Below are 15,198 nucleotides of genomic sequence, written 5' to 3' on the forward strand. Positions count from 1 at the left end.
CCTGCCTCCCTGCGCTTTGATATCACTTGATACTAAGGTGCTGTCATACGGGTATTTAATTTTTGTAGGGGCGGACCTGTGTGTCCGCCTTCAGGTTGCAAGCACGCGCAAGTGCGTCCTTACCGACCGAATCTATTCTTACTTCTATGAGTGCAACCTGGTATGAACCGAAAACTGTCTTTAAATATAACCCATAACATCCAATTGGTGGGCAATGTAGATCAATTCGGCCGCGTCGATCTGGCGGTGACGCAAAGCCAGCCAACTCTCGAACCGGCTGTCATCCAACTCGGAATGCTGGTACAAAGCCCGGCCGATGGTCTCGATGATGGAGTGCAGAAAATAGGCCTCATCGCCGAGATAGCCGTCCGGTCCCGGAAAGACCACCCAGTCAGAGCTGCCGGCCGCGACCATATGGGTCCCGGCATCCCGCAGGCGCCTTATGAGTTCGCGGCCGGTGACACTGCTCCCCGCGGACAGACCCTGACGGCGGCGCGTGTCCATGGTGCGGTGGTACAAGGTTTCGATACGGCGGTCCAGGTCCAGGTCAATAACAGGCTCAAAGATCGTGGCGCCGTCAAAATTGAGGGTGAAATAGAAGAGTCCGCCGGGAACCAGCAACGACAAAAGCCGGGGCAGAGCCGCAGGAAGATCGACCAGGTCTAAGACGGCATGGGCCACGATCAGGTCCCAAGAAGATTTGCCCTGCTCCCGGGTCAGGAAATCAAACAAGTCGATGGCTGTGAAGGTCACCCGGACGTCTTGCTCAGTGGTCCTTAAGACCAGGGGCGCGCCGTGCTGCGCAGGTCCATTGAACTCCCCCTGCCCTCGTGGGAGGGGGTTGGGGGGAGGGGGCTTTGGCTTGGCATTTTTCTCCGCAGCATAACCGCGCAAGCGCCGCCGGGCCTCCCGGATGAACTCCGCTTCCACGTCGATACCGGTGTAAGCCGCTCGCGTCAGCAAACCCCAATCCAGCAACCGCTCCAGCATGGTGCCGATACCGCAGCCCACCTCCAGGACCTGAAGCGGGGCGAAGCCAGACCGGCCCCGAACCGCTTGTACCAGCCGGTCCCAAACGTGGCGGTTCAGGGAACGGTCATCCAGGGCTTTTTTAGAGGCGAGATAGCGGATATAACTTGAAACTGCCGGATTGGACATGAGTTTTGCCATGTGTCCTTGCGAATACTGCAAATCAACTTTTTATATGCGAGCGCTAAAGGGATTCCATCTTTATCCCCTCTCCCCCGATGGGGGAGAGGGTTAGGGTGAGGGGGAAGTAATCTCTTTCCACCCCGAATAATAACTTATTGATTTTTTAAAATTTAATCATCAAAAACCAAAACCAGTTTTATACCAAAAGACGCTGCAGAAAGCCCCGAACCCGGGCGGCGCTCTCGTCCCACGTGGGGTGTGCGGCGGCCCGGCGCTGCGCCATCAGACTCATTTCCAACAACCGCTGGCGATCCGTCATCAAAGTCTTCAAACCTTGGGCCAGCGCGGCGGCATCGCCCGGGTCCACCAGAAAGCCGTTTTGCCCATCCGTGATAATCTCTTTGGCGGCGCCGGCCGTGGAGGCGATGGCCGGCAGGCCGAAATGCATGCCCTCCAGGTAGACCATGCCGAAACCTTCATACGACGACGGTACCGCCAGGACGTGGCTGGCCGCGCACCGGGCCGCCAGTTCCCGGGCGGGCAGAGCCCCCAGCAAGGCTACCCGGGATGCTAAACCTAACTCCTCGATCTGGCGGCGGATAGACTGGACATAAGCCGTATCCATATCCGGGCTGCCGGCCGCCGTCAGCCGCCAACAGTCACCTTCGATCTGCGCCAAAGCCGTCAAGAGGGTGTGCAGCTCTTTGCGGGGAATCAGGTTGCCCACAAACAAAATTTGTAAAGGGCCGGGGACCGCGGCCCGGGCCATGATCTCCCCGGGGGTGATAGTGCCGGGCAGACCGTCCCGGCCGGGCGCTGCCACCACCAAGGGCAGGTTAAGGCCCACCAAATCCTCCACGTCCTTTCTGGTGGTGCGGCTGACGCAGATAAAGCCGTCCACGGAGGCCAGATAACGTTTTTCTATCACCCGGTAGAGCCGGTTGTGCAGCGCGGAGCGGGGCTCCCGGCAGCGCAGGTGGTGCACGATGGCCACGATGGGGTAGGTAATTCCGGGACGCAGGCGTCGGTTGAGCCAGAAACAGGAGGGGTGGACCAGTTCATCTTGTAAGAGGACGTCGAATGAGGCCTTCTGCAGACGGCGTTTGAGCCCAACGTTCAGGTTGTCCAGCAGGCTGCGGCCGTAAGCGCGCCAGGGCAGGGCGATGACCTCCACCCGGTCACCCTGTTCCGTGAGATAATGCACCATATGGCGGTCATAGATGAAGCCCCCGGAGATGGTCGAAAGACTGCCATAAATGAGCAGGCCCACATACACTAACGTTCCTCGCGGTAGGCGGCCCAGGCGATGTCGTTTTCCCAGATGCGCACTGTGACGGCGCTTAAGGGTTCTTTCACCCGGCTTAAAAGCTCCTGGCACAGGATGCGGGCAAAGTGCTCGATGCTGGGATTGAGTCCGATAAATTCGGGGAGATCGTTCAAGGTCTGCTCGCGGTAATACGCCGCCAGTTCCTCAAGGTGGGCCTCCACCGCCACAATGTCCACCAGGTAGCCGTGTTCGTCCAGGATTTTCCCTTCCAGTTGAACCTCGACCTGGTAGTGGTGGGAGTGGATTTCATTTTCCGCGCCCCAATCACCGCCCACCAGATAATGCCGCGCCACAAAGTCTCGTGTCACCGCCAGCGTGTATCTGTGCATGATCCGCTCCTCAGGTTAACCAGCTATAGCGTTTGCCAATAATTTCTGCCGATTGCTGATTTTTTAAATCCTCGAAATCCCCCTTTTTCAAAGGGGGACTTATAAAGTAATTCCGCTAAGTTCCCCCCCTTTGGAAAAGGGGGGTTAGGGGGGATTTGGTTTTTAGAGCATTTCCCAATATAAGGAAAAGATTTTGGCAATTGCCATAAACCCGCCCGCCACTTCACGGCCAACTTCCGGGCAAAATCAATACGTCAGAATGAGTTGGATGACGTCCTCCGGATGACGATCGATCAATTCATAAGCCTCGGCGGCCTGGCCGATGGGAATCCGATGCGTGATGAAGCGGGCCGGCTTTACCTGCGTCAGCATCTGCCAGGTGGCCTGATAACGGCGGGTCTTGTTCCACCGGCCGGTGAGCTCAGGCGCAATGCTGCTGACCTGGCTGCCGATGAGCCGCACCCGGCTGCGATGGAAGCGCCCTCCCAGGTTCAGGTCGGACCGCTTTTGTCCGTACCAGGAGCCGATGACCACCCGGCCGGAAAACCCGGTGGCCGCGATGGCCTGGTCCAGGGCCGCGGGATTGCCGGAAATCTCATAGCTGAGGTCGGCCCCGGGATAGGGGCCGGTTCCCTGGAGATAACCGCAGAGGCGCTCCGGGGCATCCGCCTCCGAGGGGTCCAGGCTCACGTGGGCCCCTAATTCTTCGGAGAGCTGGCGGCGCTTGGGATAGAGGTCCAGGGTCACTAAAGACGTCAGGGGCCAGCGGCTCAAAAGGGCGGTGAGGAGCAGCCCCACAATGCCCTGGCCGAAGATCGCCACCTGTTCCCCCATGAGCGGTTGGCCGTCCAGCAGGAAGGTCACCGCGGTTTCCATGTTGGGAAAGAATACCGCATCCTCAGGGTTCAGGCCGTTGGGCAACCTGAGCAGTTCATCCGGGGTGGCGAGAAAATGGCTTTCGTGGGGGTGGAAGGCGAAGACCAGACGGTCCTCCCACCCTGGCGCCACCCCCCGCCCCACCTCCAGCACCCGGCCCACCACGGCATAGCCATACTTCAGGGGAAAGGAGAAGTCGCCGGGCAGGGCGGAGATGGTCTCATCTTTGGCCAGGTCGGCCGGCGCCAGTCCGCGATAAATCAACAACTCGGTGCCAGGACTGATGGCGGAAATGATGGTTTGCACCAATATCTGCCCAAAAGAAGGGGAGGGCAGGGATTCACGCTCCAACGCTACCTGGCGCGGCGCCGTAAAATACAGGGCTTGTCGTTCCATTTAGCTGTCCCAGTCCGGGTCGCCGCGCAGCACCAGGTCTTCACCCAGTTGCTGGTAGCTGAGATGGCGTAAGCGCGGGAACCGCCGCATAGATGAATGCCCCAGGTGGTCCACCACCCGGAGGCCGCCCACGAGCAAGGGGGCGATGGTCAGGACCACCTGGTCCACCAGCCGGGAGGCCAGGAAACTCGTAATGATCTGGGCCCCCCCTTCCACCATCAGGCTGTTGATGCCCATGGACCCCAGGGATTGCAGGAGCTCGGCCAGATCGACCCAACCGTTGTTCCCGGCCAGGCGCAGGACCTTGGCCCCCGCCGCTTCCAGAGCCTGCTGCCGCTCCGCGTCGGCGCCCTGGTTGGTGGCAATCCAGGGAACGCGGCCGTTTTTCAGGAGGTTGGCGTATGAGGGAAACCGGAGGCGGCTGTCCACCACTATGGGTTGGGGATCTTTGCCTGCCGTCAGCCTGACGTTGAGGCGGGGATTGTCGGCCAGCACCGTGCCGATGCCCACCAGGATGGCTTCGTGGGCGGCCCTGAGCCCGTGGGTCATGGCCCTGGATGCGTCGCCGCTCAAGGCCAGCGGGCGCCCGGGGCGATCCGCTATGCTCCCGTCCAGGCTCTGGGCGTAACTAAGGGTGACCAGGGGGCGGCCGGTGCGCTGCCGGTGGGCCGCGGCGGACTGCAAGATTTCCCATACCTGTTCCAAGATCGGGATCATTTTTTTTACAGGCATGACATCTCTCCTGGTGCCGCCTCCGGCACGCGCCCCAGGCGAGTGCAGGCACATTCCCGGTTTAAAGCCCCGCCAGGGTCCCTGGGGTTCTATGGATAAAAATGGGAATAGCTGAGGGCTTTGTCAAGCTGGGACCGGGTTTCGAACCCATATAAAAAAGTGATCGCCGGCAAAGGGAAGAGATAATTAAAGTTATTGTAAAACTCGCAGCGGAGAAAACGGTCAGGTCGAGCGCCGCGCAGCTTCTCGCATTTTCAACTAAGTTGATTTTTTATTTTAATATGAAGATAAACCGGTGGGGCGGGCCTCCGTGCCCGCCGCCTTGGTGGCACAGGCTTTCCAGCCTGTGGCGACGAAGCCGGTTAGCCGGGCACAGCCTGGAAAGGCTGTGCTACCAGCCTGCATCACCTTCTCATGATTGAGGAATGTCCCAGGCTCTGCCCTGCAAGGTTTTTGGTATCCGCAGGCTTTTCAACCTGCGCTTGCATACCGAGACGTCGGCGCGGTGCCACTCAGACTTGCTCCAGGGCGTTGAAAAAGAAACCGATTTCGACGTGCGCGGTCTCCGGGGCGTCAGAGCCGTGGACGATATTGGCTTCGATATCCTTAGCAAAATCCGCTCTAATGGTGCCGGCCGCGGCCTTGCGGTAATCCGTAGCTCCCATCAGGTCCCGGTTGACCTGAATGGCGTTCTCGCCTGCCAAGATCATGGCCACGATGGGACCGGAACTCATGAATTGCGTCAGGCTGTCGTAAAAGGGCCGCTCCTTATGCACCGCGTAAAAGGCCCGGGCCTGGGCCAGGGAAAGATGCAGCATCTTCATGGCCTTGATCTTCAGGCCGTTTTTCTCAAACCGGCCGATCACGTCGCCGATAAGACCGCGCTGCACGCCGTCAGGTTTGATCATGGATAAAGTCTGTTCTATAGGCATTATGCTTATTCTCCATTTATCATCATTATTATAGGGCGTGCCGTGCACGCCTTTTTTTGGCGGCCACGGGCCGCCCTATGTCACTGACCACTGATGACTGATCACTGCCTTTTAGCTGACCGCTGATAGCTGAAAGCTGACAGCTATCTTTCCACATACCCGTGATGATCAAATTGCAACGTAAAGGTGCCCCGGCCCTGGGTGAGCGAGCGCAGCGCCGTGGCATACCCGAACATCTCGGACAGCGGCGCCAGCCCCGAAATGAAGCGCACCGGCCCTTTGGCCAGCAGATGCTCCACCTTGCCTTTTCGGGAGGCAAAATCGCCCATGACTTCGCCGGTGAACTCCTCCGGCGCGATGATCTCCACCTTCATAATCGGTTGCAGCAGTTGCGGCTGTCCTTGGTGCAGGCCCTGCTTCACCGCGGTCATGGCCGCGACCCTAAAGGCCATCTCCGAGGCTTGGCCTTCCTTGACCGTGGCGTCGGCCAAAGCCACGGCGATGTCCACCGCCGGGTGGCCGTAGACCGCGCCGCCTTCCAGGGCTTCAGAGACCGCCTGCGCAATCATGGGCACAAAGCCCTGGGCGGGATGTCCCTCGGGCAAAAGCGATACAAAACTGTTGCCCGAGCCCCGGGGCCGGGGGCTCAGGGATAATTTAACTTCGCCGAAATGGTGCTTGCCGGCCAGCTCCCGGTCGAAGGCCCCGGTTTCTTCTATGCTTTGAGCAATGGTTTCCCGGTAAACCACCTGGGGGCGGCCCGCCCGCACGTGGGCGTGGAACTCCCGCTCCAGGCGGTGGATGATCACCTCCAGGTGGAGTTCCCCCATGCCGGACAGCAAAGTCTGGCCCGTGTCTTCGTCGGTATGGATCTTGAGGCTGGGGTCTTCCTCGGTTACCCGCTCCAGGGCCGGCCCCAGGCGTTCCTGGTCCTCCCGGGTCATCGGTTCGATGGCTAGAGAGATCACCGGCACATACGCAGAAATGGGTTCCAACACGATGGTGTGCTGGCGGCTGCACAGGGTATCGCCGGTGGTGGTGGCCTTCAGGCCCAAAAGCGCCACGATGGCCCCGGCGTGGGCTTCCTCTAAAGGCTCACGTTTGTTGGCGTGCATGCGCAGGATGCGAGCCACCTTCTCCGTGGTCTGCTTGATGGAGTTGTAGACTTCCTGGCCGAATTTCAGGGTGCCGGAGTAGATGCGCACATAGGTGAGGCGCTGGCTCTGGTCCACCATGATCTTAAAGGCCAGAGCGGCCAGGGGAGCGTCATCCCGGGGCGGCCGGGTCTCGGTTTCTCCCGTGCGGGGATTCTGCCCCGTCACCGGCGGCACCTGGGCGGGATTGGGCAAGAAGTCCCTGATGCCGTCCAAGAGGGGCTGAATGCCCTTGTTGCGAAGGGCCGAACCACAGTAGGTGGGCACTCCCTTCAGGGCCAGGGTGGCCCGCTGGATACCGGCTTTCAGGGCCTCCGCGGTCAAGGGCTGCTCCGCCAGATAGACCTCCATGACCTCGTCGTCCACTTCCGCCACGGCCTCAACCAATGCCTCCCGGGCTTCTTCCGTCCGTTCCCGATAGTCCGCTGGAATATCCAGCTCGGCAAAGACCACGCCCAGAGTCTCTTCCTGCCAGCGGATGGCCTTCAGGTTCACCACGTCGATGACCCCCTGGAAGCGGTCTTCTTCCCCCCAGGGGATGGTGAGGACCAGGGGGTGCGCGCCCAATCTTTCCTGCAGCGACTTAACCGCCGCCCCAAAATTGGCGCCCATGCGGTCCATCTTGTTGATGAAGGCCAGCTTGGGCACCCGGTACTTGTCCGCCTGATGCCAGACGGTTTCGGATTGGGGCTCCACGCCGCTCACCGCATCGAAGACCCCGATAGCCCCGTCCAGCACCCTCAGCGACCGTTCCACTTCGATGGTAAAATCCACATGCCCGGGCGTGTCGATAATATTGACGACGCACCCTTTCCATTGGCAGGTAGTCACCGCCGCGGTGATGGTGATGCCCCGCTCCTGTTCTTCGGGCATCCAGTCCATGACCGCGGCCCCGTCGTGCACCTCCCCCATCTTGTGGGTGCGGCCGGTATAATAGAGGATGCGCTCCGTCAAAGTGGTCTTGCCGGCGTCGATGTGGGCGATGATGCCGATATTGCGAATGGCCTTGAGTCGGGGGGTAGTCACGGGGTACACTCCGAAATTAGCAACCTCGACTTTTGTAAATGAATTTCCCCTGACTTTCAAGCCTTAATATTCTAGAGCAGTACTTGAGGACCAATTATGCAATCAAATGGTGGCACAGGCGTCTCGCCTGTGCAGTTTTCGTAGAGTGCGTCTTACGCACCAAGAATGGCGCGTCGGACGCGCCATACGGAGCAAGATTATTCTGGGAAAAGCGTAACCGTCGGCAAGTCTTTCAAATCTTTCAAAGAAACCATGGCCACCCGGGAGGCGACCAGATCCAGGACCGCGAAGCTGAAGGTAGGATGCCGCTGTTCCTCCATGGTAAAAGCACCCGGCACGATGAGATAGGTGGTGTCCGGGTCCAGGCTCAGGCAGGCCTGGCGCGCCTGAAACTCCTCGGGACGCAGCGCGTCATTGCTATAGAGGATACGGCTGAAGGGCGGGGTAAAGCGGGTGACGCAGGGGACATGGGTATGTCCGTGGCAGGCTAAGAGCGGCGGGCGATAAGTATGGGGGCCGTGGCTATAAGCCCGGATGCGCTCATTGTAGTGGGTCCAGATAAAGGCCCGGGTATGGGCCAGAAAGACCCGGCCCGCCACCTCCAGGGCGATGGCGCAGCCGGTGGCCTCGGGCAGCTGCGGTCCGAAAACGTCGTACACCCAATAAAGCCGGTTTTCGGGGTCCATCGTGAGCCACGGCCGAAAGGGCTCCGGCTGACAGTCACCCAGGCAGGCCAGATGGTGCAGCCCCTGGCTCTGGAAAAAATCCAGCAACGCGGGAAGGCCGGCCTGGTAGGCATGCGTATCCGCCACCAGGGCCAGCCTTTCCATGATCTCTTGGGAAGCCACTAAGAAAGAATCAGGAAGCTTTACTTGGCCGGTTTGGGGCCACAGGCGTGCCCTTCGGTGCCTTTGAAGCGCTGCACCAGGCCGGCCAGATACTTAATGGCTTCTTCTTTGTCCTTATCAATGACGATGGCCTCAACCTGCATCTTTTCTTGTTCCGAAAATACGATCTGCTTTTCTGCCATAGCTTCTCACCTTAGTCCTGAGGTAATCACGGGCCGCAACGCAGCCTCTCGTGAAGTTGGAAAAAGCCGGCCACAAGCACCGGGTCAAAATGCCATCTCAGTGGGAGGGGAGCAGATGAACCACGATTCACCCGGCTCCCGGCCTCTCAACCATGCCCCGGAGGAGTGTCGGCGGCTTTGGGGCCGCAGGCGTGGCCCTCCACGGACTTGAATTTATGGACCAAGTCACCTAAGTACCGCAGGGCTTCGTCCCCGTCCTTGTCAATGAGGATACCCTCAACCTTCTGCTGCTCCTGATCCGAAAAGGTAATGACCATATCCGCAACCTCTCCTTTCATTTATTGCTCAGTGGACACAATTTAAGATCAAGGTATCGCGGTGTCAATAGAAAGGCGCGACATTTGCGTATTTGACGAAATCAGCGATAATAGAAACAGGCGCTCGCTTCCGCCAAAATTTCAGACCTAGAGCGCTTGCCAAACGTTTTTTCCGCTAATTCTCCTCTCCCCTTCTGGGAGAGGGTAGCGTGGAGGGTTAATAAGAAAAAACTTTGGCAATGAGTATAGTACCTATTCAGAGAAAATCGAGGCTGCCGGCGCCCGGCCTTCAGGCCCGGTTCCTGGCCTCCTTAATCCAATTTGCTTGAGGTAAGAAAGATGCCGAAATTATTCCGTGACCATAGCCTCCCGGCTCAATGCCCCTTCTGCCGCGCCCAGCTTCTGCGCCCGGCGGAGGTAGAGGGCGATCAATGGTACGAGCTTTCCGGCGGCTTCTGCGGCTGCGGCGCGGTTTTTGCCCTTGATCCCACCGCCAGAAACGGCGGCGCCGCGTTTTTGCAGGCCCTGCTCATGGCCGCGGGTGGCGACATGGACCGGGCCATGGGACTGAGCGAGGGCGAAGATTATGACTGCGGCTACGTCGAGAAATACAACTCCGAACTCCACCGCCTGGACCCCAACTCCTTCGGCACCCTGTACTGCGTCCGCCTGCGGAGCGGCGCCGCAGGTTCCTGATTTTGATAATCGAACCTTAAAACAAAAAAGATGAGCATGCCCATAAGGGCATGATATGTTGCAGGGCCATCTAGCCAAATGGGCAAAGCACGGCTGTCCCTTTGCCAACAGGTTTTGTTACTAAAGGACCTTATAGGAATCTGGTGACCGGAGTCACGATTCAAGACAATTTTATATTTTATTGGCGATTAACCCCTCTTCGCAGTCCGCCGATACCTAAAAGACCCAAGAGGCAACTGCCAAACATGAAAGCCGATGGCGGCAAAGGGACAACATAAGCATAACTCGTGATGGACACATCGGCATTACCAGCGAGAGTAAAGGCTATGGTCTCATCCAAAAAGGGGCGGCCGGTGATGGGTAAATTGGGTAAATAGCCAGTACCAGTAATAGATTCACTATAGTAGTGATCAAGTATATAAAAGTCTCCTATGCCCACTGAATCGTTCACCTGGAGAAAAGGCTGATTATATGGGCCAATAAGAAAATCATTAAATGGAAATGGAATATAAGGAGGAGTTACTGTAGCTCTTAAACCTGACTCTTTTCTTGTTGAACGCCAGACTGGGTATGTTTCTAAGGGGAAATGAAAAGCGAAAACGAATGATTGAGGGTTCGCGGTTGAGTTCGTCAGGTCAATATTGGATATAATGACCGCACCTATGGTTTTATAAGAGGGGTCCATAAAACCCGAAAGCTGAACCTGAAAATCTGCTGTGTTTAAAGTCCAGTTGCCCCCGGACCCAAAATCAAATGCATCTCCGCTCGGAGTAAGAGGGATGGTATATACATTCTCAATTAGGCCTCCCGGGAGTTGGGGAGGATAATGCGTAAAGCTTGCTGTCGGGATATCGGCCCATCCATTTGCAACCGAGCAAAGTACCGTGATTAAAACCAACATTAAGATTTTGATTTTTTTCATCTTTCACCTTCCTTACTCTGATTACCACACAATCAGTGTAATAGAAAAACTGCCCATTCCACGCATCCCGCCCCCCCCTTTTTTTCCTAAAGAAAACCCGTGGCTTTCCGTCCCACCCCCCCCCACATCCGGTTTAGCTTTTCCTAGGGTTTACATGATAGGCATACTTTATAAATAATGTCAATAAAAATTTACAAGAAAATAGTTTTATGCGGGCTGACAAACCATGCCATAGAATTTAGACATTTGCTGAAAGAGGGTTGGGACGAGGAAAAGCAGAAAATAGTTGAGGTGTAGCTAATTGTTATTTATAGAAGATTTTAAGGAAATCAAAAAGACCAGTCTATTTATTTGACATCTGGAAGTGCGCACTGGGTTCTAAACTAGACGGGATTCAGCTTAAAACCAACGCAGAATTGCTTACCAGGCCCGGAATTAGGTTAGGCCTTGAGCCTCAACTGTCCCGGCGCGCCAAGAATGCTGCCGGAATGTGGCTAACGTTCTTCCGCCCTCAAGTATCAAACGCATAATTTTGCTCTGTTTAAATAATTATTTATATATAATTATATATTTATTAACTTAAACGAGCTAATATAGGTCTTGAGAAAACCGATTTATAGCGTTTGCCAAAAGCTTTTTCCGTAATTAGGAGATACTTTAACACCCCAAATCCCCCCTAACCCCCCCTTTGGTAAAGGGGGAACTATAAGGAATTACTTATAAAGTCCCCCTTTGAAAAAGGGGGATTGAGGGGGATTTAAAAATCAGCCAGCGGCATAAATTTATGGCAAACGCTTTATCTCCAGATTTGGAGGTGTGACTTTGACGGACGCGAAGGAACACATTGCTGCGGCGATCATCAGGGCGCAAACCGATTTGGATCAGGCGTTATTAGACCTGGATAAGTTACCGCCCATCGACCGGGACTCGGTCGCCTTTGTGGCGCACGCCCTCAATAACTTTCTGACCGTCACCGAAGTAACTATCGAATTTCTCATGTTGTCCCTGGCAGACCATCCCGACCCCGCCATCGGTGTTTGGCTTGGAAATTTACAACATGCCACCAACTTGATGACTCGAACCGTAAGCCAGTTGATAAATACCACGATTACTTCTGAGACCAAGCTTCGGTTTGAGAAAGTGGATGCATTCCTCGGGGTTCGGAGGATCTGCAATTATTATCAATCCAAAGCCGCTGAGAAACAGCTCCGCCTTATCTGCGGCCCCTTCATCGAGTTGCCGCCGGTTTGGACTGATCGTGTCGCCGCCGGCGCGGTTCTGGACAACCTGCTTTCGAACGCCTTGAAGTTTTCCCCACCCGGTAAAAATGTTCATATATCCTTACATAACGAGCAGGACAGCATCGTCTGCAGGGTATGTGACGAAGGACCTGGCCTCAGTCCGGAGGAACAGGCGCAATTGTTTCAGCGCGGGGTCCGGCTCAGCCCTGTCCCCACCGGAGGTGAGCCCTCATCCGGCTACGGCCTGGCAGTCGCCAAGGAATTGGTGGAGCAACTGGGTGGGTCAATCTGGTGTGAGAGTGAACCGGGCAAGGGGTCGTGCTTTTCGGTTCGCCTGCCTGCTTATCAAGAACAGCTTCATGGTCCAGAAATCAGTTGACAGGTTCGGACAGGTTCAATATATAAACTACAAGAGTTATGACAGGCCAAGCCACCCAGACTCAACTGGGTGGTTTTTTATTTTCTTAGGGGCGGTCTGATGCGCTTGGTGATGATCGACAACTACGACTCCTTCACCTATAACCTGGTCCAACTTTTCTACGAGTTCGACCTGGAGGTCCTGGTCTTCCGCCACGACGACATCGACCTGGACGGGATTGCCGTCCTCAAACCGGACTGGCTCTGTATCTCTCCGGGCCCCAAGGCCCCGGACCAGGCGGGGATCAGTAAGGCGGCCATCGCCCATTTTTATCGCGCCATCCCCATCTTAGGGGTCTGCCTGGGACACCAGGCCTTAAACGAAGTCTTCGGCGGCGCCACCGTCAAGGCCCCCATACCGGTGCACGGCAAACGCCATCAGGTGTTTCATAGGGGCCAGGGGGTCTTCAAAGGCTTACCTTCGCCCTTTCCGGCCGCGCGTTATCACTCCCTCATGGCGCACCCCACCTCCCCGGACCTGGAGGTCACCGCCTGGACCGAGGACGGCGTCATCATGGGCCTGAAGCACCGCCACTTTCCCCTCCACGGGGTCCAGTTCCACCCGGAATCCTTCCTCACCAGCCACGGCCACACCCTGGCCGCGAATTTCCTGGAGGAAAGGCCAGGTGGGGGAGGGGCTAAGGGCGTGAGCCTACTCATTCCCCCAAACCCCTATCCCCAACCCCTTATAGGGGGATGAGAGCAGTAGTGTCCGGCAAGGTTTTTGCTATAAATAGACGAGAAAATGATTTCTTAAAAGAGGCCATTACCTAACTTCCAGATTTTTAATGTATTTTCCCTCTCCCCCAATGGGGGAGAGGGCAGGGTGAGGGGGAAGTGAATCGCAGACGAAGCCACCCCTCACCCTAACCCTCTCCCCCTCGAAGGGGAGAGGGGATTTTGGTGGCACAGGCTTTCCAGCCTGTGCGGCCGCAGGCTTAAGCTGCGGCTACCTTTTGATATTCTGATGGGGAACGGTCTTTGCAAAATGCTTGCCGGACACTACTGGGATGAGAGGGGAGTTTGAGGGGAGGGCGGGGGACACTTACGAAAACGTTCCCCGGTCCTCCCCTCAAAAACTGCTTCTGGAGCAAATTATGATCGGCCGGGTAGTCGATATAGAGGTCAAGCCCTACGAGCCGCCACCGGGGGTTGCCGGCCTGGCGGCGCTCTTCGGCGCTGTGCGGCAGCGCGCTTATGCCATGTTGCTCTTAAGCGGCGGGGACCTGGACTGCGCCGGTCATTCCCTCATGGGCTGGGACCCGTACCTGGTCCTCCGGGCCAAAGGCCGCCGGGTTACGGTGCAGCAGAACGGCGACACCCGGGTCCTTGATGCCAACCCCTTTGACGTGCTTGCCGAAGTGATGGGGGCGCTGGAGTTGCCGGGGGATACCCCGCTGGCCCCCATGGCCGCGGGCGCCCTGGGGTTTCTGGCTTATGACCTGAAAAACCATCTGGAGCGCCTGCCCGCCACCGCGGTGGACGACCTGCACTTACCCGAAATGGTCTTCGCCTTCCCCCGGAGGCTCATAGTCCATGATCGCCGGGCCGGGCGCTTCCATCAGGTCGGCATCACCCATGAAGACGTGAAGGGGAGGCGTACAGCCTCACCTGAGCCCCTGGCCTGGCCACCGGCCACGCCCGTGGGCCCCTACCGGGTGGGCCAGCCCCAAAGCAACTTTACCCGGGACGCCTACTTGAAAGCCCTCACCCGCATCCGGGAGTACATCAGTAATGGCGACGTCTACCAGGTCAATTTAACCCAGCGCTTTTCTTTCCCGCTGTCCGGGGAGCCGTATTATCTATTCCAGCGCCTCTTCCAATTAAATCCCGCCCCCTTTTATGCCTATCTCCACTGTGATGATTTTCAGATACTATCCACTTCCATGGAGCGCTTTCTCTACCGGAGGGGGGATTATCTCGAGACCCGGCCCATCAAAGGCACCCGCCCCCGGGGCGCCACCCCGGCCGCGGACGCCGAGTTGCGCCGGGAGTTGGCCGCGAGCTTGAAGGACGACGCCGAACTGTCCATGATCGTGGACCTGTTACGCAACGACCTGGGCAAGGTCTGCCTCCCCCGCACCGTGCAGGTCACGGAGCACAAACGCCTGGAAGCCTACCAGAATGTCTACCACCTGGTATCCATTGTCACCGGCGAGCTCCGCCCCGAATGCACCGCGGTGGATATTTTGCGGGCCACCTTTCCCGGGGGCTCCATCACCGGCTGCCCCAAGATTCGGGCCATGGAGATCATCGACGAGTTGGAGCCCCATGTGCGCCACGTCTACTGCGGGGCCATCGGCTACCTGGGGCTGCACCGCAACCTGGACTTGAACGTGGCCATCCGCACCGCCATCGTCTCCCAAGGCCAGGGCCATTTCGCGGTAGGCGGCGGCGTGGTCTATGACTCCATCGCAGCAGACGAATACGAAGAAACCCTCCACAAGGGCCGCACCCTATTCCGCCTTATCGAGGGCGACTTGTAAGAGCTTGAAGAATAGGCAGGTTTGTGAATAATGAAGGAACCGCTGATTGCCGAGGCGTTTTTATTCCCCCTTTGTAAAAGGGGGGTAGGGGGGATTTGCTTAACTATCTGATAAAAATATAATTCCTTCATTCCAAAAAGGGATTGTAAGTTCCTATTTCCCGAG

General features: G+C 57.3%; 15 protein-coding genes. 4 read left to right on the forward strand and 11 right to left on the reverse strand.

Annotated features, from left to right (window positions below; genetic code table 11):
* Positions 1-180 precede the first annotated feature (180 nt).
* The 10 genes from WC600_09925 to WC600_09970 form a co-directional block, all read right to left on the reverse strand.
* Positions 181-1,170, reverse strand: a complete 990-nt coding sequence (locus tag WC600_09925) for a methyltransferase (GenBank protein MFA4903051.1) — start codon at positions 1,168-1,170, stop codon at positions 181-183.
* Between the two features lie 178 nt (positions 1,171-1,348).
* A complete protein-coding gene (locus WC600_09930; GenBank protein ID MFA4903052.1) occupies positions 1,349-2,422 on the reverse strand; it encodes a glycosyltransferase family 4 protein in 1,074 nt (357 codons plus the stop codon).
* A gap of 5 nt (positions 2,423-2,427) precedes the next feature.
* Positions 2,428-2,808, reverse strand: coding sequence for a 6-carboxytetrahydropterin synthase (locus WC600_09935; GenBank protein MFA4903053.1), 381 nt, complete (start codon positions 2,806-2,808; stop codon positions 2,428-2,430).
* Positions 2,809-3,054: 246 nt separating this feature from the next.
* The gene (locus WC600_09940) at positions 3,055-4,080 is read right to left on the reverse strand and encodes a zinc-binding alcohol dehydrogenase (GenBank protein ID MFA4903054.1); all 1,026 of its coding nucleotides are present in this window, start codon (positions 4,078-4,080) and stop codon (positions 3,055-3,057) included.
* Positions 4,081-4,812, reverse strand: coding sequence for a RibD family protein (locus WC600_09945; protein MFA4903055.1), 732 nt, complete (start codon positions 4,810-4,812; stop codon positions 4,081-4,083).
* 512 nt (positions 4,813-5,324) lie between these two features.
* Entirely contained in the window at positions 5,325-5,744 is a 420-nt protein-coding gene (ndk, locus tag WC600_09950) for a nucleoside-diphosphate kinase (GenBank protein ID MFA4903056.1), read from the reverse strand.
* 143 nt (positions 5,745-5,887) lie between these two features.
* On the reverse strand, positions 5,888-7,924 hold the full coding sequence (fusA, locus tag WC600_09955; protein ID MFA4903057.1) for an elongation factor G: 2,037 nt from the start codon (positions 7,922-7,924) through the stop codon (positions 5,888-5,890).
* A 197-nt stretch (positions 7,925-8,121) separates the two neighbouring features.
* The gene (locus WC600_09960; GenBank protein MFA4903058.1) at positions 8,122-8,754 is read right to left on the reverse strand and encodes a metallophosphoesterase family protein; all 633 of its coding nucleotides are present in this window, start codon (positions 8,752-8,754) and stop codon (positions 8,122-8,124) included.
* 38 nt (positions 8,755-8,792) lie between these two features.
* A complete protein-coding gene (locus WC600_09965; protein ID MFA4903059.1) occupies positions 8,793-8,954 on the reverse strand; it encodes a hypothetical protein in 162 nt (53 codons plus the stop codon).
* Between the two features lie 146 nt (positions 8,955-9,100).
* A complete protein-coding gene (locus WC600_09970) occupies positions 9,101-9,271 on the reverse strand; it encodes a hypothetical protein (protein ID MFA4903060.1) in 171 nt (56 codons plus the stop codon).
* A gap of 339 nt (positions 9,272-9,610) precedes the next feature.
* Here WC600_09970 and WC600_09975 point away from each other — a divergent pair, with 339 nt between their 5' ends.
* Entirely contained in the window at positions 9,611-9,967 is a 357-nt protein-coding gene (locus WC600_09975) for a hypothetical protein (protein ID MFA4903061.1), read from the forward strand.
* A gap of 178 nt (positions 9,968-10,145) precedes the next feature.
* Here WC600_09975 and WC600_09980 read toward each other — a convergent pair whose 3' ends face one another.
* Positions 10,146-10,889 carry a hypothetical protein gene (locus WC600_09980; GenBank protein MFA4903062.1) on the reverse strand — a complete coding sequence of 248 codons (744 nt, stop codon included), beginning with the start codon at positions 10,887-10,889 and terminating at the stop codon, positions 10,146-10,148.
* 822 nt (positions 10,890-11,711) lie between these two features.
* Between WC600_09980 and WC600_09985 the strand changes: the two genes are divergently transcribed.
* The 3 genes from WC600_09985 to pabB all read left to right on the forward strand — a co-directional run bounded on the left by WC600_09985 (position 11,712) and on the right by pabB (position 15,033).
* A complete protein-coding gene (locus tag WC600_09985; protein MFA4903063.1) occupies positions 11,712-12,509 on the forward strand; it encodes a HAMP domain-containing sensor histidine kinase in 798 nt (265 codons plus the stop codon).
* Positions 12,510-12,608: 99 nt separating this feature from the next.
* Positions 12,609-13,247: an aminodeoxychorismate/anthranilate synthase component II gene (locus WC600_09990; protein MFA4903064.1), complete on the forward strand. Its 639-nt coding sequence runs from the start codon at positions 12,609-12,611 to the stop codon at positions 13,245-13,247.
* 397 nt (positions 13,248-13,644) lie between these two features.
* Positions 13,645-15,033 (forward strand): aminodeoxychorismate synthase component I, encoded by a 1,389-nt coding sequence (gene pabB / locus WC600_09995; GenBank protein ID MFA4903065.1) that lies wholly within the window; start codon positions 13,645-13,647, stop codon positions 15,031-15,033.
* Positions 15,034-15,198: the final 165 nt, after the last annotated feature.

The sequence above is a fragment of the Desulfobaccales bacterium genome, assembly GCA_041648175.1.
In the GTDB taxonomy this organism is placed as follows: domain Bacteria; phylum Desulfobacterota; class Desulfobaccia; order Desulfobaccales; family 0-14-0-80-60-11; genus 0-14-0-80-60-11.